General features: G+C 33.5%; 24 protein-coding genes. 3 read left to right on the top strand and 21 right to left on the bottom strand.

The window, feature by feature from the left end:
* Positions 1-4: 4 nt before the first annotated feature.
* The 12 genes from IW20_RS19530 to IW20_RS19475 all read right to left on the bottom strand — a co-directional run bounded on the left by IW20_RS19530 (position 5) and on the right by IW20_RS19475 (position 7,793).
* Positions 5-295 carry a hypothetical protein gene (locus IW20_RS19530; protein WP_051886010.1) on the bottom strand — a complete coding sequence of 97 codons (291 nt, stop codon included), beginning with the start codon at positions 293-295 and terminating at the stop codon, positions 5-7.
* Complete coding sequence (locus IW20_RS19525; RefSeq protein ID WP_035626341.1) at positions 273-659, bottom strand: hypothetical protein; 387 nt, start codon at positions 657-659, stop codon at positions 273-275. Before IW20_RS19525 ends, IW20_RS19530 begins: the two co-directional genes overlap by 23 nt.
* A gap of 3 nt (positions 660-662) precedes the next feature.
* Positions 663-878, bottom strand: a complete 216-nt coding sequence (locus IW20_RS19520) for a hypothetical protein (RefSeq protein WP_035626339.1) — start codon at positions 876-878, stop codon at positions 663-665.
* Entirely contained in the window at positions 878-1,369 is a 492-nt protein-coding gene (locus IW20_RS19515; protein ID WP_051886009.1) for a hypothetical protein, read from the bottom strand. The genes IW20_RS19520 and IW20_RS19515 overlap by 1 nt, the downstream gene beginning before the upstream one ends.
* On the bottom strand, positions 1,369-2,364 hold the full coding sequence (locus IW20_RS19510) for a hypothetical protein (RefSeq protein WP_035626335.1): 996 nt from the start codon (positions 2,362-2,364) through the stop codon (positions 1,369-1,371). The genes IW20_RS19515 and IW20_RS19510 overlap by 1 nt, the downstream gene beginning before the upstream one ends.
* Entirely contained in the window at positions 2,345-2,998 is a 654-nt protein-coding gene (locus tag IW20_RS19505) for a DUF6046 domain-containing protein (protein WP_035626332.1), read from the bottom strand. Before IW20_RS19505 ends, IW20_RS19510 begins: the two co-directional genes overlap by 20 nt.
* Positions 2,998-4,497, bottom strand: coding sequence for a phage tail tape measure protein (locus tag IW20_RS25580; protein ID WP_051886007.1), 1,500 nt, complete (start codon positions 4,495-4,497; stop codon positions 2,998-3,000). The genes IW20_RS19505 and IW20_RS25580 overlap by 1 nt, the downstream gene beginning before the upstream one ends.
* 199 nt (positions 4,498-4,696) lie before the next feature.
* Positions 4,697-5,248 (bottom strand): hypothetical protein, encoded by a 552-nt coding sequence (locus IW20_RS25575; protein WP_051886005.1) that lies wholly within the window; start codon positions 5,246-5,248, stop codon positions 4,697-4,699.
* A gap of 59 nt (positions 5,249-5,307) precedes the next feature.
* Positions 5,308-5,724 carry a hypothetical protein gene (locus tag IW20_RS19490; RefSeq protein WP_035626330.1) on the bottom strand — a complete coding sequence of 139 codons (417 nt, stop codon included), beginning with the start codon at positions 5,722-5,724 and terminating at the stop codon, positions 5,308-5,310.
* Between the two features lie 2 nt (positions 5,725-5,726).
* On the bottom strand, positions 5,727-6,902 hold the full coding sequence (locus IW20_RS19485) for a DUF2586 family protein (protein ID WP_035626328.1): 1,176 nt from the start codon (positions 6,900-6,902) through the stop codon (positions 5,727-5,729).
* On the bottom strand, positions 6,899-7,390 hold the full coding sequence (locus IW20_RS19480; RefSeq protein ID WP_035626326.1) for a hypothetical protein: 492 nt from the start codon (positions 7,388-7,390) through the stop codon (positions 6,899-6,901). Before IW20_RS19480 ends, IW20_RS19485 begins: the two co-directional genes overlap by 4 nt.
* On the bottom strand, positions 7,383-7,793 hold the full coding sequence (locus IW20_RS19475) for an N-acetylmuramoyl-L-alanine amidase (protein ID WP_035626323.1): 411 nt from the start codon (positions 7,791-7,793) through the stop codon (positions 7,383-7,385). The genes IW20_RS19480 and IW20_RS19475 overlap by 8 nt, the downstream gene beginning before the upstream one ends.
* Positions 7,794-8,025: 232 nt before the next feature.
* On the opposite strand from IW20_RS19475, the gene IW20_RS19470 reads away from it, so the two are divergent.
* Positions 8,026-8,313: a hypothetical protein gene (locus IW20_RS19470; protein ID WP_035626322.1), complete on the top strand. Its 288-nt coding sequence runs from the start codon at positions 8,026-8,028 to the stop codon at positions 8,311-8,313.
* Positions 8,314-8,435: 122 nt separating this feature from the next.
* Positions 8,436-8,912: a hypothetical protein gene (locus IW20_RS19465; protein WP_035626320.1), complete on the top strand. Its 477-nt coding sequence runs from the start codon at positions 8,436-8,438 to the stop codon at positions 8,910-8,912.
* Positions 8,913-8,995: 83 nt separating this feature from the next.
* Here IW20_RS19465 and IW20_RS19460 read toward each other — a convergent pair whose 3' ends face one another.
* The 9 genes from IW20_RS19460 to IW20_RS19420 form a co-directional block, all read right to left on the bottom strand.
* On the bottom strand, positions 8,996-9,241 hold the full coding sequence (locus tag IW20_RS19460; RefSeq protein WP_051886004.1) for a hypothetical protein: 246 nt from the start codon (positions 9,239-9,241) through the stop codon (positions 8,996-8,998).
* A 120-nt stretch (positions 9,242-9,361) separates the two neighbouring features.
* A complete protein-coding gene (locus IW20_RS19455) occupies positions 9,362-9,565 on the bottom strand; it encodes a hypothetical protein (RefSeq protein ID WP_035626317.1) in 204 nt (67 codons plus the stop codon).
* 11 nt (positions 9,566-9,576) lie between these two features.
* On the bottom strand, positions 9,577-9,777 hold the full coding sequence (locus IW20_RS19450; RefSeq protein ID WP_035626314.1) for a hypothetical protein: 201 nt from the start codon (positions 9,775-9,777) through the stop codon (positions 9,577-9,579).
* 168 nt (positions 9,778-9,945) lie between these two features.
* A complete protein-coding gene (locus IW20_RS19445) occupies positions 9,946-10,224 on the bottom strand; it encodes a hypothetical protein (RefSeq protein WP_035626310.1) in 279 nt (92 codons plus the stop codon).
* Between the two features lie 44 nt (positions 10,225-10,268).
* Complete coding sequence (locus IW20_RS19440; RefSeq protein ID WP_035626300.1) at positions 10,269-10,895, bottom strand: AAA family ATPase; 627 nt, start codon at positions 10,893-10,895, stop codon at positions 10,269-10,271.
* Positions 10,896-11,774, bottom strand: coding sequence for an ATP-binding protein (locus tag IW20_RS19435; protein ID WP_035626298.1), 879 nt, complete (start codon positions 11,772-11,774; stop codon positions 10,896-10,898). It abuts the gene before it with no gap.
* 17 nt (positions 11,775-11,791) lie between these two features.
* Positions 11,792-13,825: a hypothetical protein gene (locus IW20_RS19430; RefSeq protein ID WP_051886003.1), complete on the bottom strand. Its 2,034-nt coding sequence runs from the start codon at positions 13,823-13,825 to the stop codon at positions 11,792-11,794.
* 69 nt (positions 13,826-13,894) lie between these two features.
* Positions 13,895-14,104 carry a hypothetical protein gene (locus IW20_RS19425; RefSeq protein WP_035626295.1) on the bottom strand — a complete coding sequence of 70 codons (210 nt, stop codon included), beginning with the start codon at positions 14,102-14,104 and terminating at the stop codon, positions 13,895-13,897.
* 712 nt (positions 14,105-14,816) lie between these two features.
* Positions 14,817-15,533, bottom strand: coding sequence for a LexA family transcriptional regulator (locus tag IW20_RS19420; RefSeq protein ID WP_035626291.1), 717 nt, complete (start codon positions 15,531-15,533; stop codon positions 14,817-14,819).
* A gap of 133 nt (positions 15,534-15,666) precedes the next feature.
* On the opposite strand from IW20_RS19420, the gene IW20_RS19415 reads away from it, so the two are divergent.
* The gene (locus tag IW20_RS19415) at positions 15,667-15,864 is read left to right on the top strand and encodes a hypothetical protein (RefSeq protein WP_035626288.1); all 198 of its coding nucleotides are present in this window, start codon (positions 15,667-15,669) and stop codon (positions 15,862-15,864) included.
* Positions 15,865-15,920 lie beyond the last annotated feature (56 nt).

Raw genomic sequence — 15,920 nt, 5'->3', positions numbered from 1 at the left:
TTTTTTATCTTACTATAAATGTTTCTTCTATTATCATTTCGCCAATACCTTCGTCGTTTGCAGAGATTGGTCCCGAATAATTAAATGCAGGAACATGCTTCTTACTTGTATAAAACCCTACAATGTCCGAGTCTTTTATAACATCGGCAGGTACTTCTAAAATTCTTTTAGGCTGTAATTCTTCGGTTATACTCCAACCGTTTGCAACAGCCATTGCTACAACACTTTCGATTGTACCACAGTGATGTAGTGTAAAATCTATTAACGATTGGTTATGTAATACTGTTTCTTGCATTGGTACGTAATGTTCTATTTTCTTTTTTTAATTCGGTAATCTCCTGTTGCTGCAGTTTAATTTTTCTATCCTTCAGCTTTAGTTCTTCTTCCAGGAGTAAAACTTTTCTGTTCATCATATCTTCAAACTCTTTATACCGCATTTCATATCGGTTTTTTAAGTCATCAAGAATTTCTTTATAATGTCCGGATAGTTTAATATCGTTTTCAATAGCCGTAGTATCGGCATATTGTTTAGCCTGCAAAACCTCGACTTTAAGCTTTTCTACTTCTTGTTTATATTTGCTTTTGGCAAACAAAAAAGTAAAATAACCAGTTCCTCCAGCCGTTATTAATCCGGTTAATGCAATTGTAATTTCATTCATTTATTAACTAATTGTATGAATTATTGTTCCGGTAACGCTTCCGTTTGGAGCTACAAGTCCGGCTTGATATTCGATTTTAGCATTTTTAATTTCCTCTACAACTGCTGTCGCCAACTTTAATGAAATCCTGTCTAAACTAGCATTATGATCTTTTTCTTCGTTTTGTTCAGCTTCAAATGCTGCACGAATTTTATTTTTTAATCTATCTATGTTTAACATTATTTATCTTTTAAAAATTGATTAAATCTATCTTCAAGAGCCGTAAAATCAGCTATGTTTATTAAGCTTATTGTTGGTCCGTTATTGGTTGTGAATTTTAAACTCTTGATTGCTTTTATCAAATCAGCCATCAATTTTTTTAAGTTTTCATTTTCCTTTTTTAGCAAAAAACCATCTTTATCTACCTGAAATTGAACTTTATCTATTACAAGACTTAAACTCTCTATTTCTGAATAAACCTCAACATACAATCGATGCAAATCTTCATTAATCGGACTTACGATAACAGAGCTTTTTTCTTTTGGAAACAAATAAAATTTTTGATTGCTCTCATTTATTATCGAAGCCAATTGTACATCGGCATATTCTAGTTTTCCGTCTGATATCTTACACGTTCCTTTTTCTTTATCAACAGAAATAACATGCGCAATGAAGGTGTCGACATCTCGTTTTTTTATTTTTCTAAAAGCGTCCTGCAAATCTTTTTCCATTACAATCTATTTCTTATGCTTACTTTTCTTCTCGCTCCACTCATCCCAAAAGTGGTTACTACTTTATTAATAAAGTAACTCCCCTCTCTGTCTGTGTGTTCTTTATCTATTAAAACTGCTTTCATCCCTCGTGTGGCATAAGGCATCAAAAAACTAGTTACATCCCCATTATAGCCATCAAATCGTAATTTTTCGAGCTCTGCTTTTACCAGTTCTTTTAATTGTGCCTTGTCTGAAGCTATTGAGGTTGTATAAGTTCTTTGTTCCCCATCTTTATCACCTTCCTCAACAACAGTTCGTTCATTTGTTTTAGGATCTATATAAGTATACTTTACCATGATTTTTCGGTCTTCTTTGGTTTTGTATTCCAAATTATTTTCGACCAAATTGTAGTTTAAATCATAAGTAGCTACCTCTCCCACATTGGTTAATTCTTTCAAGCCACAATGCAATTTTCCTTCATCATTTATAAAAGAAGTAAAACCGAACTCTTGTTTTAATTTTTCCAGAGCCTGAGCCCCGTTTTCATTAATAATCCATTTTTCCAGGTCAAAACCCAGAATAGGATAATTAAGCTCGATACCTGTACCTTCTACTATTTTTTTTAAAATAGTTTCTAGCGGAACTTTTTCATTCCAACTCTCACTTACATTCTTTCTTCGAAGCATCCACATAGCATCTTCGCAGTGAATTTCCAGAGGTATTTTTGGGCTTATTTTTTTTATATATCCTACAAATTCTACCTTCGAGATTTTGCCTTCGTAGCCTAAAGTAATGGTTACCTTGTCACCTACCTGCAATGCTTTTTCGGTAAACTTTTGTTCACCATTCTGTTTAATTTTAAATTGAGTTGGCAACTTTATAATTGCTGTATCACTTAATTCATCAACAGATTTGGTTATTTCGATTTCATTAACGTTATTAAAGACATAACTAGACTCTTCTGTACCTCCTTTACTTCGGGCAAACACAACTTTACTTTCCAGTAGAAACATTTTCTTGTGAATTTATTAGTTCATTCTTCGTCTTATTCTTTTCGTCTAAATCAGCATAAAAATCCTGATCACTAATAGCCGAAATCGTATATTTTTGCATTCCTCCCTGTCCCATCATATCCTCAAACTGAATGTCTTTGATTACAATTTTCCCAATCCCAAACAGTGTAAAAAATGGATTGCTTTTTATCTCAAGAGCTTCATTTATTTCTACCATGTTCCTTAACGTACTTACTTGTTTAGAAGGATATGCATTAGGATTTTCTTCGTCAAAACAAATTCCTTTTATCGAAATCGTATAATCTTCGGTATTGATATATTCTTTTACAGTTCCTTTTCGATACTTTCCTACAGTGGCAGTTTCAACAATTGTTTTGCTTAACCCCAATGAAATTAAAGGTTCGTTTGGCAATTCATAATCAACACCTTTATAAACAAGTGTAAGTGTCAAGAAATATTTTCCTCCCGAAAAACTAGAAGCATTAATAGAGTTTAGATCTATTTTCTTTCCGTTCTTTTTTATTTTCAGTTTTCCACCTTTTGTACTAACATCATACAAGAAACCCGGATATGCTGGACCAACATAGTCTAGAAATGCTCTTGCTGTAATTTCTTTTAAATTAAATTCTGCCATTATACTGCTGTTTGCATTTGGTTTACACTATTCACGGCTCTTAAAAGCATTTCTTGTACTTTTTCGCCCAAATTACTTATCCCTTTTTCAGATGACTCTACGTAAATTTTTGTGTCGTCTTGTAATTTTTGTATATTAATTATAATATTAGTTGCCTTTGGTCCTCCTGAAACAATCGAATCAGATGAACCTATATTATTATCTTTTGCTCCTTTTAACGATTTGGCTTTTCCTGGACTAACTTTAGTATCTGTTAGGGCATTTGTTTTAGCACCAGCCCCGCCAAACGTATCTTTTATCTTTTTAAAATCTCTTGAAATTCCTGCAGTATCTACATTAATTTTAACCTGGCTAAATTCATTTCTCGCTTTAGCAAAAGAATTATCTGCTTTGGCTTTACCGGCAGTAATTGAATTTTCACGCATTTTAATGTCACCATTAATCTGAGCAATCATCTTTAGGTTTTCTGAGCTATCGCCCATACCTACCGCTTCTTTAAATTTGTACCAGCCTATTTTTATTTTATCGATACCAATCATAAAATTTTGTATCAACGTATTAAATTTGGCTTGTGCTGTCTCTGTAAAACCATCCCACAAAAACTTAGCACCACTAACCACATGCCTCCAGCTCTCGCCCCAACCGCTTGTATATTTTATTATCATTCCGATAACTAATGCAAGTGCCATGATTCCAACTATAATCCATGTAATAGGAGAAGCAGCCATTATCGCATTAAAAACAGCCATAACTCCACTATAAATGGCGACAGCATTAGACAATAACAACCAAGCTCCTGTGAGAATTAAGATTTCGGTCGCAAAAGGTTTTAATATATCAATGATAAACTTCAAACCCGTTGTTAACCAACTCACTACTAGCAAAACACCAGTCATTACAAGCCCGAAACCATCTAATATTGCTCCTACTTCGACAAAACTAAAAGCCGATTTTATAAAATCTCTTAATGATAAAACTACGGGTTCCATCATTTTCCAGAGAATACTAAACCAGGTGGCTATATTGGGTAATTGTCCCGTTAAGAAGCTTAGTCCCTCATTCATCGTAGTAAGAATGGTCATAAATAAACCAGAAGCATCACCTCCTAGAGAAGCTAAAAAAGTATTCCAGGCAGTTGTAAATTGGTCTAAATTTGCTTTAAGCTTAATAAACTCATCACTTACCCCGCCTTTTATACCATTAAGCTTTTCATATTCTACTCGGGCATCAAAAACTTTTTTTCCAAATTCAAAAATTGATTCTGGCGAAAATGCACTTTTAATTTTACCTCCAATCTCCGTTAACTTAGTCCTAAAAAATCCCATCGAAGTGGCACTTTCTTTGACTTTTTCATTAAAATTATGTACAGAGTTATCTACCTGATTAAACGAGTTATTCATGATATTTATCTGATTTATCGTAATTCCAAGGGATTGGGCCACGTTCAAAATTGGGCCGTTTGCATTTTGTATGCTTGTAATATAGTCGTAGGGGCTCATGATGGTATTTGTGAGGTTTCTTTTTCTTTGGTTCTGATAAAATGTAAATTCTGAATTTCTTCTGCCCAATCTTCGTCACTCAGTTTGTGAGGTTTAGGAATATGCATGTAAAATTTTAAATAAGCATCAAATAATCGTATGTCGATATTCTCTGCAATTGAAAAGGAAGAGGTATCATCGGTATCGATGATAGCCCCTTTTAAAGCTTTTTTAGCGATGCCACTTTTTTGTTTTGGAGTTTTTCTATAGCTTGGTAAAGAGGGAATCTAATCGAAGCATTTTCTCTGTCATTAAAGACATCATCTTTTTTGATGCAAATCATTTCGAATAATTTTTCCTGAGTAACAAACGGTTTTGCAGACGGGTTTTTCTTTTCGGCAGTTTTAATATCCTGACGTGTAATTACTCTAACGGTGCATTTTTCTTCACCAATTATAATAACCGAATTGTTTCCTTCTGAAGTTATTTCGGCATCATCAAAATTGAAAAAATTAGCAAGCTCTTTTCGAGCTGCAAAGAAATAATCATCATTTGTCTTGATTTCTTCGTCTCCGCCAATAAATAACTCGTTTAACATAACCTCTCCAAAGGTCATTTCGCCATCTTTTTGCATAGCGCTAAAGGCATGCTTAAAAGTTGTCATTTTCGGTTCGCGTAAATAAGCTACTTTATCCTCTACAGGAAGCTCATAAATTTGACCGTATTTTTCTTTCCACTCATTAATTTGTTCTTGTTTTATTTGCTGTTTCATTGTTTGTTTTATTTAACCAACCAAAACGAGTTAAACTGTTTTGGTTGGTTTGATTAAGATTATTGTTGTGCTTTTACACCTAAAAAGACAATTGGCAATTCGACTACCATGTTTTTGTCTCCTTGTTTCATGCTTTTCTTAGTTTCGGTAAATTCGCAACCAGATAAAACATCAATTACCGTTTTTCCTCCATCAGATGGAACGTAAGAAACGATAACATCAAAAGTCAAGTCAAGGATATCAAAGTTTGGAGCGCTTAAAACCATAGCTTCAAGCTCACTTTGCCAAATAGTAATTTTTCCTTCGTAAGATTTATTACCACGTGTTACTTTGTGAGGGTTGTTACCGCGACCTCTTAAAGTTTCCTTTTCTTGTTTTACAGTGTATTCTACTTCTGTAATTCCTTCTATAATTCTGCCTCCAATTGAGATGGAAACATCTGACCAAGCGTATTGCTTGCTGCTAAATGTGCTCATATTTATTCTAAATTTGTTGTAAATCCGATGTTTACAGTTATATAATCGCTATAACCTACTGGCAATAATTGTAAGGCAACAACAAGATTGTTTGTAACCAATACATTTTGATTTTCGTCGATAAATGCTTTTGCGCCAGATAATTTCCCGTTTTGAACCATTAACCCATCGATTTGTCTTTCGATAGCATTTTGCCATGATTTAATAGTAACTGGGTGAATTTTTCCAGCATCTGTAACCGGAATTTCGTCTGATAATTCATCAACTAAAGTATCGTAAGCAATAAGTACTGCTTCGTCCATTACCAAACCTCTTGATAAAGTATTGAAATCATCTGTAGGTCCAGTTAAGGTTGTATCGCTTGTAAAATAATAACCAGAACGGTTAGCAAAACTGCGTAAAAAGATATACCCTTTGTTATGGATAGCATTCCAAGAAGTATCTAGGCTTTCTGCTTTAGATCCATCTGTAAAATATGCAGTAAAATCTTCTACCGGACCATCTTTTACACGAGAGATTTTTCTTTGAGAAGGAATACTTGCGATTCTTCCTAAGGCCAAACCTACAGAAGCTTCTTTAGAACCATCTGTGTTTGCTAACAAAATAGATACTTTGTTGAAACTTGCAGTAGTGTAATCTTTTAAGTCAGCAACAACTCCTGAGAATTTGTTTCCTGAGATAATTGTACGAACTGGGAAATACCTGTCTGCATAATCTTGGTTTAATGCTTGCGCTTTTGCAACAGCAAGAGCAACATCGGCGTCTAATCCGTTTGTGATAGTTTCTGCAGTTCCTGCTTTTTTAAGAAGTCCTAAAACTCTAATTTTTCCAGATGCATCAGCCAATAGCTTTTTTGCATAAGGTTTTGTCAAATCGGCCATATCTTCCATTGTAATGGTCGATAAAACAAGCATGAACCAAAGTTCCGCTCCTCTTTTGGTTTCGTCGTAAAATGCTTTGATATGCTTGTAAGCAAAAGCATTTGCACCTGTCTCTTCGATACCAAGATTTACTGCTTCATCAAGCGAGAAAATCTGATACGAACTACCTACAGCAACTTTTCCAGTTCCTGTAACTGTAACTCCAGTTAATACCAATCCTGGTACTTTTTGAATGTCTGATTGTAACAACCCTAGACCCTTGCTAGAGATGTTGAATTTTATATTTGGTAAACTCATACTATTTTAAAAAATTTAATTATATAACAAAATGCAAATCCGAGTAAAAAAGCAATCCCGATATTGATAAAAGAATATCCTGTTTTCTGCTTGCTTTCTATATTGGTGTTTTTAATAACATTTGAACTCTCTTTTTTGAACTCATTTTTTATCTTGGCTACTATTGCAAGGCTATCACAGGTTGCAGATATAGAAATCGTATCGTGTACAATTTTTAATTTAACCTTTGCCTGGGCGTTTTTCTGAACATAAAAAATGGGTTGCGAATCTGTTTTCAATTGGCTCTTTGCCACCAATTCAGATAAAGGGATTCTTAGTTCCGTTTCTGCTCTCGGAGCATAAACTGTAGTATCCTTATAGATCACTACTTTTTCAGATGTTATTTGAGTCTGATTTTCGGTTTTTTGAGTTTCCTGTCGCGTCGTACGACAGGAAATCAACAAACAACTAAAAATAAACACTGATAACAAAAGTGTTTTTTTATACATGTTGATATTCTTTTTTAGCGTCAAAACTTGGGCATGCTTTCTTTACATTCGGAAAATCTCTGTGTCCCTGAATAATAGCTTTTGGAAATTTTTGTTTTAACTCCGTAAGCAATTTTAACAAAGAAGCTTTCTGGGCAAGTGTTCGATTATCTTTAGGGACAACTTTTTCGTCGATTCCACCTACATAAGATATGTTGATGCTTTCATGATTAAATCCCTGTACGCCATTCGAAACCTGTTCTATTGGCAATAATGAAACTACTTCCCCATCTGGCTTTATAATAAAGTGGTAACCTGGCATTCTCCAACCCAATTGATTTTTCCAGTAGTTCTGTATGCTACTTATTGATGTGTTTTGAGAGGTTGCTGTGCAATGCACGGCTAAATACTTTATTTGTCTCACTTTGTTTTTTTTATTCTCGTTTCGCTACCCTTCTTTTGGTTTTACTTAAACAAGTATCTCGTATTAAAAAGTAATTTTCCGATTGATTTCTGAGGCAAAGTTGTGGGCTTTTCTGCTGCAAAAAAAATAGTCTTCCAACCCTTGTATCAGATCTATACAAAGTTTGTGGAGATTTTATACAGTCTTTGGAACTTAAATTTTATGGTACGTATCTAAAGTCGAATTTTGCTTTATGAATGATATAATAGTAGACACAAACGGGGATTTAGGCTTCCAGAACGGAGACCTATTGATTGGTTTTTCAGAAAACCTGCATCAAGAACATATCTTGATTGCCAACAAAGGCGAGTATCGTGAATTTCCTGAACTGGGAGTAGGTATTTTGCAAATGTTAAACGACGACAATTACATGAACGTTTTAATTGAAGCCAAAAAAAATCTGGAATACGATGGTATGAAGATTAATAATATTGAGCTCGATGACGATGGGAATTTAAATGTCGATGGACAATATAAATAGGCTTTAAAGAAAAGCCTGTTTTAAACAAAATAATGAAAAGCTGTTATACATCAGCTTCGAATTGTTATGCCTATATCTCAAAAATAGTTAGGCAAACTAATCACGTAAAAACAAAATTTTAAATGACACCACGCAACGAATTATTTGTAAAAATAAAACAAGCTTTAAAGACAATTCCTGAGTTGGGATTGGTCGATTTACAGCGCAAACAAATTTCTAATCCAGCTTCTGGCGATCCTGTTATCTGGACCGCAGCTCTTATTGAAATAAATAGTATTGCCTGGCAAAATATGCCCGAAAGCAATCAGGAAGGAGATTGTGTTGTAGAAGTACTTTTGTATTGTAAAAATGGCTGGATTGACCATCTTAATATAACAGTCGAAAATCCGGATGAATTAGCCGAGTTTAATTTAATTCATAAATTATCCGAAAAACTTCAGCATTTAAAAGGAAGTTTATTTGCTCCATTATTACAAGTTAATGAAGAAGTTGATAATGCTGTAGATGGCTTTATGAGTTACAAACTAACATTTAACAGCACTATTTGCAGAGAGATCAATCCGTTATATTCAAACAAAAAACTGAACATAATTTCTTAGGCATAAAAAAACCTCCTGAATAAGGAGGTTTAGATTATTGCCGAAATAAAAATTACATTGTTTAAACGCCATTTAAATGCTGTTTAAAACATTTTTAATTGACTGTTTTTATTTGAATCCTTGAGGTTGTCATTATAAATACCTTCGTAGTTTACAATGGCATCAACGGTTCTTGTAGATAAAAAATATTTTTTAGCAACTTCCTCAATTACAGCATCAATCCTCCATTTAGGATTCTTTGCCATTAATGAATAAAAGTGCTTACGTACTAAATTATTTCTTTCGAGAAGTCTTTCTTTGCGAGTCATATTACAAAGATAAACAGACATTTTTAATTCTACAAGGCGATTTTTTTTGACTCCAAAAACGGCTTTATTAGCCTATTTATTACATATTTTTGTAATATTGAAGTCTATTACTTATTTATGTAATTATCAAAAAAATTGCTTTTATTCTTCCTGTAATTGCTTGATCATAAAGAGCAATCCTGCCAGAACCAAATAAGTAAGAACTAACCCAAACGGAATTAAAATTGGCGATGAAACCAACCACCAACTCCAGGTAATAAGATTGGTAATTTTTAAGATTGTGAAAACAATTGTTACTATTGTTAAAAATCCAATCGTGTCTAGTTTTGCTTTTCTGTTGCTCATACTTTTTTTATTTAATCGTTATACGTTGCTTTAGTGTGTTTTTTAAATCGGGGATTCTGGATGACAATTTTGGTATATTGGCTAAAAGCCAATCGTTCCTTTTCGGATAAATCAGATTTGGATATCCAGTTATTTAATGTGTCTTTATAAACCAAATGTCCGTTTACCTCATATGATTCGTGATCCGTTATTGGTTTGATTGTTACGCTCATATTTCCTTTGTTTATGCATTGTTTTAAGTTTAAATCTTAGCCATTCGATATAGATTTTAATCGGCTTTAGGTTTGTACCGATAAGCAATATCACTAATAAGATTATTGTATTATTCATAGCTTTTGGTTTTGTAAAAAGGGCTGAAAAATCTTCTTGCTATTTTCTCTTTATGATAATCTGGATTGTTCAAAAGCAAGCCAGTTGGTATCTTTTATTTTTTGGAGTGTAAACTGAATCTTAGCTTCAATTACTGGAGGACATTTATAATCTCTAACTTCATTTTCGGATATTTCATCCAATAAAAAAGAGAATCTACTCAATAAAGCACCTCGTTCCTGGTTGATGCAAATACGCTGAAACTTGCTAAAAGTGGCGTGTTTTTCGGAACAATAAAGAAGGACATTGTACAAAATGTCTAAACGGGTTGTGATTTCGTTTGCTGTCATATTAGTTTTGATTTAAATTTTTGGGTAATTATTATTTTTGAATTTTATTTTTTGATATCACTTCCGTGATATAACATGGCTGTTTTTTCGTTTATCGCCATTATTCCTCCCGGACATCTTCCGGCGACAAAAGCAGTTAATCCTTCTATTCGGATATAAATCTTAGCTAACTTCTTGGCTAGTTTAGCTGTAGCGGTGTAAGGTTCTTTTTTCTCTTCGTGCGCCAAAAATATCATTGTTGTATTCTGAAACTCCGAAGTAAAACGTCTGAAAGCACCATTTTTTAGTTCGTCATTATAAATCGTCATATTATCAAACAGCACAATTTTGGGCGCTTGGCGTTTAGATAATCTTTCTTTTACTACTTCGATTTCAGTATATTCAGAGAACTTTATTCTTCTCGAAGCAGGATCTATTTTGGCACGTTGGGCATTGGCTTGAAATTCTTTTCCTGTTCCTTCCTCGGCAGATATGTACCAAACATTTTCATACTTGGTTAAAAATTCGGCCAGTTTAAGTGCAAAGAGCGTTTTTCCGTTTTTTTCGGCTCCGTATATAATCCAAACACCGCCTTTTTCGGGTTTGCCAAATACGTCGCCCCAGATTCCTTCAAAATCAAACTCGTCGAACTTCTTTTCAAATAATGTTTTGGGAGATATTGCTCGTGCCATTTATGCGCCTATTTTTATGAGAGTTTCTAAATATCTAAGTGTCGTTTCTTTGCCGATGCATTTATTTACCAGTATTTTGGTTTTGCTACGGTCTTCAATATTGGCATTGGCAACATCTCCTATTAATTGAGTATAAAAAATAGTTCTGTCTACTTTACCGTTAGGAACCAACTTGATAAATTCGTCTGAGAATCGACTGAATATTTCGGCAAAACCTACTTTCTTATTACTGATTCCTTTCTGAATTTTGGCTCTCAATCCATCGGCACCAATCATATACCATCCACAAGCTCCATCAGTTCCATTCCATAATTCTTTAAGTTCCAGAAATGCGTTATATTCAAGATCTCCAGCTTCATCAAGCACAATTAGAGGTTTTTCGAGCGTCGTGACGTAATATTTTAAATTGGCTTTTACATCTACATATTTTCCTTGATTATCTATGCCGACCGTTTTAGCAAGAAGCCTAATAAATTGTTGTTTGCTTTTGGCTTGAGAACAATCGACATAAAAAGTATTTTTCATTTTTTTGATAATATGCTTGGTACAAAATGTTTTACCAATCCCGCAATCATCAACCAAAACCATCGATTTGCTTAGTGCTGCACAAAAATTGAGATTATCTTCTATTTCCGTATAAACTGTTGTTCTGGCCACTTTCCAATTGTCTTCAAATACTTTTACCTGAAGTTCTCTTCCTAAAGTAATCCAAGTTGTATCGGATAAAATTCTTTCGATTTCTCCATTTTTTAATCGGGAATAAATGGAAGCTTTTATTCCTTTCGACTTTGAGAAATCAGCATCTGAGCCTCCATAATTTTGACGAGCTTCAATGAGTGCCAGTCTTACTTTTTGTTTAAATTCGTTTGTTAGGTTCATTGTTTTACTTTTTATTATTACATAAAATTTCTTTTCCAGCTTGGTATTGCATTCCCTTGCGGTACAATTGCAAAATCATCTTCGGCTTCATCATCAAATATTTCAACCGGCTGTTCTTCTTTCGCTTCAAAGCGTTTAATATTTGAAAACTTAAAATTGGAATTGATCGTTCTGGGTGTATTATCAATAAGATTGATCCTTTCTATTTTGTCTCTTTGGCGTTTAGCAAAAGCTTCTACCGATGCTACATAAGAACTTTGTAAAGCTCTCGCCAAATAATCAGCATCTGTTCTTTCTATAGAAGCTCGATTGTAGCGTGGCATTTCCATTATTTCGCAAATCAATCGGTCATTCATATACACAAAAGCTTTTATAACCTGTCCGTCATTACCATCAAGCCAGTAGACATTAACCTCTTTGCTTTCGATAATTTTCATTACATTGACTAAAGCTTCACCTGTCAAAATCTTTCCATCTTCGGCGATTGCTCTTCTTTTTCCCTGAAGTGTTACATACCCCAACTTGCACGATGTTTCGGTTTTATAACCAATAATTGGTAAAATTGCTTCCCAGTTTGTCGGTTTTAAATCAGGATGTTGTTTGTTAAGGAAATAATCAAAACGGCTCATCGTAGCATGTTCAGGATGCGGCATATTATTCCATTGTTCGATTTCCAGCATTCGTTCGTTAATCAATTGGTTGTACGGAATAATTTTATTTTCTCCCGGACCTGTCTGATTGGATTCTTTCTTAGCATGCGGACGTCCAATCCACCCAAAGGCTTCTTTCTCGACATCATATCGTACTTTACCAAACATTCTCTCAATATATTTCCCACTGGCTTTGTTGGCAATAATTCGGGTACTCTGAAACATGGCACCAGGACGAAGCAGCGTATTCCTGAAACTACTATTTAATGAACTCTCACATTCTAATTCATTCGGCAAAGGCAAATTCCACTCGGTATAATTTCGAACCATTTGTCGGTAAAAATCAACGATAATACCTTCTTTCGTTTTCCCGTAAACCACAGTCGTAAAGCATTGAGAAGCGATATCGCACCCAATATAAAACCAGGCTCTTTTTCCTTTTTCGTACCAAAACGGTGGGTTTCTGTCATCTATAGATAAAATCGAACCCGAATAAACTGGCAAATCCATTTGATGCGGAGTCGTATATTGACTCATATATTTTTGTCTGTCACCACTTCTGGATAAATGCGTCGCAATTCTGTTTTCCCATTTATTGATGTAATTGATAATTGTGGTATTAGAAAGTTTTTTATATTCTCTCGGATCAAACATTTCGCCCGTTTCCTCATTAAAAACCTCGGCATAACCATTTAAAAAAGCTTCATAATTACGGGCTATTTCAGTTGGTGTTGGTTTATGCATTTGATTTTTGAACAAGCCGTTAAAAATCATTTCCGTTTTATCATCCACTTTTCGGGCATTGTTTGTTTTTCCGCCTTTCGGGTCTTTTATAATCGGATAATACAAATCGTCTTTACAAGCTTTTAAGAGTTTTTTAAATTGCTTTTCGCTCGCTGGCAAATTGTGGTTTACTTCATGTTTAATTTTTAATGTATTATTGAAGTTCTCTACATCTTTTACCAATATTGCAATGATTCCTCGTATCGAACCTCTTAACTTTATTCTTTCTTGTATGCGAGCCTGTTCTAACTTTATTGCTGCATTCATGACACTTGCATTAATAATATATCGTTCCTGTTCGTCAGCCTCTAATGCATTTCCTGCTCTTTTAAACTTGGCATAGTATCGAACAGCAGCCGCATCAAAATCAAAAAAAACTTCCAGCGGATTATCTATTCTTCTCGGATCTCCTAAAGCATCCTGAATTGTTGTTTTTAAACTATCAAAATCTATCAATAACTTTCGGCCATTTCCTCCTACTTGTAAACGCTTTATGCCAAAAGGTTTCTGCTTGTAACGATTAAGTTCTGATTGCAAACTTTTTAAACAATTCCAATACTCCGGAACCAATTCTTCGTGTTCTACTGCAACCTTGTTATTTGTCCACAGATATGGCATAATTGCATTTTTTAGAAAATTTTACTTTGTTTACTCCTAATCCTCGAAGCTGAATCGATTTGTGAATTCTTATTTTGTATTGAATTGCTCGATGGTTTCTTTCAGTTCTTTTTCGAGCATTTTATAATCAACCCTAATTTTATCTGCTGTAATACTATTACGATGGCCGGATAAACATTGTCGGATAAAAAAAGGCGTAAAACCGTGTTTATCAACCAATGCTTTAATTATTTGTTGGTTGTAAGTGTACCTTTTGTTTTTTTTAGTTTCTTTGTCCATTGCGTTGTTTGTTTTTTATGATGTAGCAAAGATAAAGCAAAACGAAAGTATTACGCAAGTAATTTGAAATAAATATTTCCATTTTACTTGTATTTTAAATAATTTCAACCAAAACAGGCCGTAAACTATAGGATTAAGATTTAAACCTTTACAAGGCGTCAAAAAAATAAAAGATGCATAATCAGCATTACAAAGAATGCCACATACCTTAAACAAGAGAAAAGAATACAAGTTTTTATTCTTGAAGAAGAAAAACAAACAACAACTAATTAACAATCAATACTTTAAAACAAATAAAGCAAACACAAAAGCTGCTATTAAACGCCTTGAGTTTGACAATTTTCAGCAAAAAAACTCTCAAAAAAGCAATTAATCCCATATAAAAGCTGTTCTAAAAACACTGTTTTGAATACCCAAATGCAGACCCAGCCTATAAAATCAAAAGAAAAGAATTAGAACCAAATCTAATTTTATTGCATAAAAAAAGCCGTAAATAAACTCGCATGAGCTTTATTTACGGCTTTTATACCTTTTTAAATCTATATTGTCCCAAACAGGACAAATAATCATTTAATATCCAATTTCAACAAATAATAAGGAAGTTTTGTTTTTTATTCAAAAAATCGCTTTATCCTTATAAGTAGCTTATTTTAAAGACATTTAAACCTTTTTTATCTTTTAATAAATTGGAAATATTGTTTTATTGGGGATATTAAAAAGTTCTTTTTATCACTTTAAAAATCTGCTTTACATCATTCAACTCAATAGTAAAATCCTGATACTCTGGGCTTGGATTTCTAGAATGACATGTTATTGTACCATTTTCTAAATCCTGAGCAATAATATCTTTACAAACAATTGTATCCTTATGTACAATTATCCAACCGTATTGAGAACCTCTGAATCCATCTTTCCAATGCTGACGGTTTAACTCTCTACAAAGTGTAATAGAACCTTCCGGATTATCGTACAATCCGCCGTTATCCATACTATCCCCTTTTATTTCAAAAGCTACATAATTACCTCTTGCATATTGATCTACGTAAAAATTCACATCATTAAATCCATCTACAAAATCACCTTCACAACATTCGCTTATATAAGTAGCATAAGCCTTTACAGGTACAAGTGGCACAGTCATAATAAATTTTCCGTTCTCTAATTCTTTAAATTTATTACCATTTTTATTCTCCAAATATTCCTCTTCTTCTTCAGTTGCAGCTTCCTGCTCACTTTCTGGCAAGAAATAATTCCCTGGAACATTAAAATATTCTGCAAGTATTTTACGATTCTTAATATTTGGCTTAGAATCCTTATTTATGATTCTACTTAAAGTCGATTGCGAAATACCCGTGTTCTCAGAGAGCTCATAAGGCGTTATACCTTTATTTCTGATAAGGGTTTTTAATCTAGACCCAACTGTATCCATTTTATGTTTTATTTATAATCATTACAAATAAAAGTAAATCACAGTAATTTTATTCAAATTACTTGCATTATACTTTCGTTTTGCTTTATATTTGCACTATACAAAAATAACTAATCAAAAGTAGGCAATTAAAATGGAACTAACAAAAACTGCAAAAGAAAAACTAGGAACCGACGAAGTCAAGATGCAAATAGCATTAGCGTTAGGCAAGTCATATTTGACCATGAGAAGATGGATAAACACAAATCACGACAACCTGACCAAAACCAAATCAATCGAAGCAATAACAAAATATACAGGACTAAAAGAGAATGAAATTTTTGAAAAATAAAAACTTAAATTAAAACACAAAACACTAACAAACAATACATTAAATACTAAAATAAG

It is taken from the genome of Flavobacterium hydatis, assembly GCF_000737695.1.
GTDB classification, from domain to species: Bacteria; Bacteroidota; Bacteroidia; order Flavobacteriales; family Flavobacteriaceae; genus Flavobacterium; species Flavobacterium hydatis.
The sequence above is the reverse complement of the archived record's forward strand: the minus strand, read 5'-3'. Positions and strand labels throughout refer to the sequence as shown.

What these genes read in the sequence shown, in the direction of transcription:
- IW20_RS19530 (WP_051886010.1), bottom strand. Translation starts at nt 295, where the DNA reads ATGCAAGAAACAGTATTACATAACCAATCGTTAATAGATTTTACACTA.
- IW20_RS19525 (WP_035626341.1), bottom strand. Translation starts at nt 659, where the DNA reads ATGAATGAAATTACAATTGCATTAACCGGATTAATAACGGCTGGAGGA.
- IW20_RS19520 (WP_035626339.1), bottom strand. Translation starts at nt 878, where the DNA reads ATGTTAAACATAGATAGATTAAAAAATAAAATTCGTGCAGCATTTGAA.
- IW20_RS19515 (WP_051886009.1), bottom strand. Translation starts at nt 1,369, where the DNA reads ATGGAAAAAGATTTGCAGGACGCTTTTAGAAAAATAAAAAAACGAGAT.
- IW20_RS19510 (WP_035626335.1), bottom strand. Translation starts at nt 2,364, where the DNA reads ATGTTTCTACTGGAAAGTAAAGTTGTGTTTGCCCGAAGTAAAGGAGGT.
- IW20_RS19505 (WP_035626332.1), bottom strand. Translation starts at nt 2,998, where the DNA reads ATGGCAGAATTTAATTTAAAAGAAATTACAGCAAGAGCATTTCTAGAC.
- IW20_RS25580 (WP_051886007.1), bottom strand. Translation starts at nt 4,497, where the DNA reads ATGAGCCCCTACGACTATATTACAAGCATACAAAATGCAAACGGCCCA.
- IW20_RS25575 (WP_051886005.1), bottom strand. Translation starts at nt 5,248, where the DNA reads ATGAAACAGCAAATAAAACAAGAACAAATTAATGAGTGGAAAGAAAAA.
- IW20_RS19490 (WP_035626330.1), bottom strand. Translation starts at nt 5,724, where the DNA reads ATGAGCACATTTAGCAGCAAGCAATACGCTTGGTCAGATGTTTCCATC.
- IW20_RS19485 (WP_035626328.1), bottom strand. Translation starts at nt 6,902, where the DNA reads ATGAGTTTACCAAATATAAAATTCAACATCTCTAGCAAGGGTCTAGGG.
- IW20_RS19480 (WP_035626326.1), bottom strand. Translation starts at nt 7,390, where the DNA reads ATGTATAAAAAAACACTTTTGTTATCAGTGTTTATTTTTAGTTGTTTG.
- IW20_RS19470 (WP_035626322.1), top strand. Translation starts at nt 8,026, where the DNA reads ATGAATGATATAATAGTAGACACAAACGGGGATTTAGGCTTCCAGAAC.
- IW20_RS19465 (WP_035626320.1), top strand. Translation starts at nt 8,436, where the DNA reads ATGACACCACGCAACGAATTATTTGTAAAAATAAAACAAGCTTTAAAG.
- IW20_RS19460 (WP_051886004.1), bottom strand. Translation starts at nt 9,241, where the DNA reads ATGTCTGTTTATCTTTGTAATATGACTCGCAAAGAAAGACTTCTCGAA.
- IW20_RS19455 (WP_035626317.1), bottom strand. Translation starts at nt 9,565, where the DNA reads ATGAGCAACAGAAAAGCAAAACTAGACACGATTGGATTTTTAACAATA.
- IW20_RS19450 (WP_035626314.1), bottom strand. Translation starts at nt 9,777, where the DNA reads ATGAGCGTAACAATCAAACCAATAACGGATCACGAATCATATGAGGTA.
- IW20_RS19445 (WP_035626310.1), bottom strand. Translation starts at nt 10,224, where the DNA reads ATGACAGCAAACGAAATCACAACCCGTTTAGACATTTTGTACAATGTC.
- IW20_RS19440 (WP_035626300.1), bottom strand. Translation starts at nt 10,895, where the DNA reads ATGGCACGAGCAATATCTCCCAAAACATTATTTGAAAAGAAGTTCGAC.
- IW20_RS19435 (WP_035626298.1), bottom strand. Translation starts at nt 11,774, where the DNA reads ATGAACCTAACAAACGAATTTAAACAAAAAGTAAGACTGGCACTCATT.
- IW20_RS19430 (WP_051886003.1), bottom strand. Translation starts at nt 13,825, where the DNA reads ATGCCATATCTGTGGACAAATAACAAGGTTGCAGTAGAACACGAAGAA.
- IW20_RS19425 (WP_035626295.1), bottom strand. Translation starts at nt 14,104, where the DNA reads ATGGACAAAGAAACTAAAAAAAACAAAAGGTACACTTACAACCAACAA.
- IW20_RS19420 (WP_035626291.1), bottom strand. Translation starts at nt 15,533, where the DNA reads ATGGATACAGTTGGGTCTAGATTAAAAACCCTTATCAGAAATAAAGGT.
- IW20_RS19415 (WP_035626288.1), top strand. Translation starts at nt 15,667, where the DNA reads ATGGAACTAACAAAAACTGCAAAAGAAAAACTAGGAACCGACGAAGTC.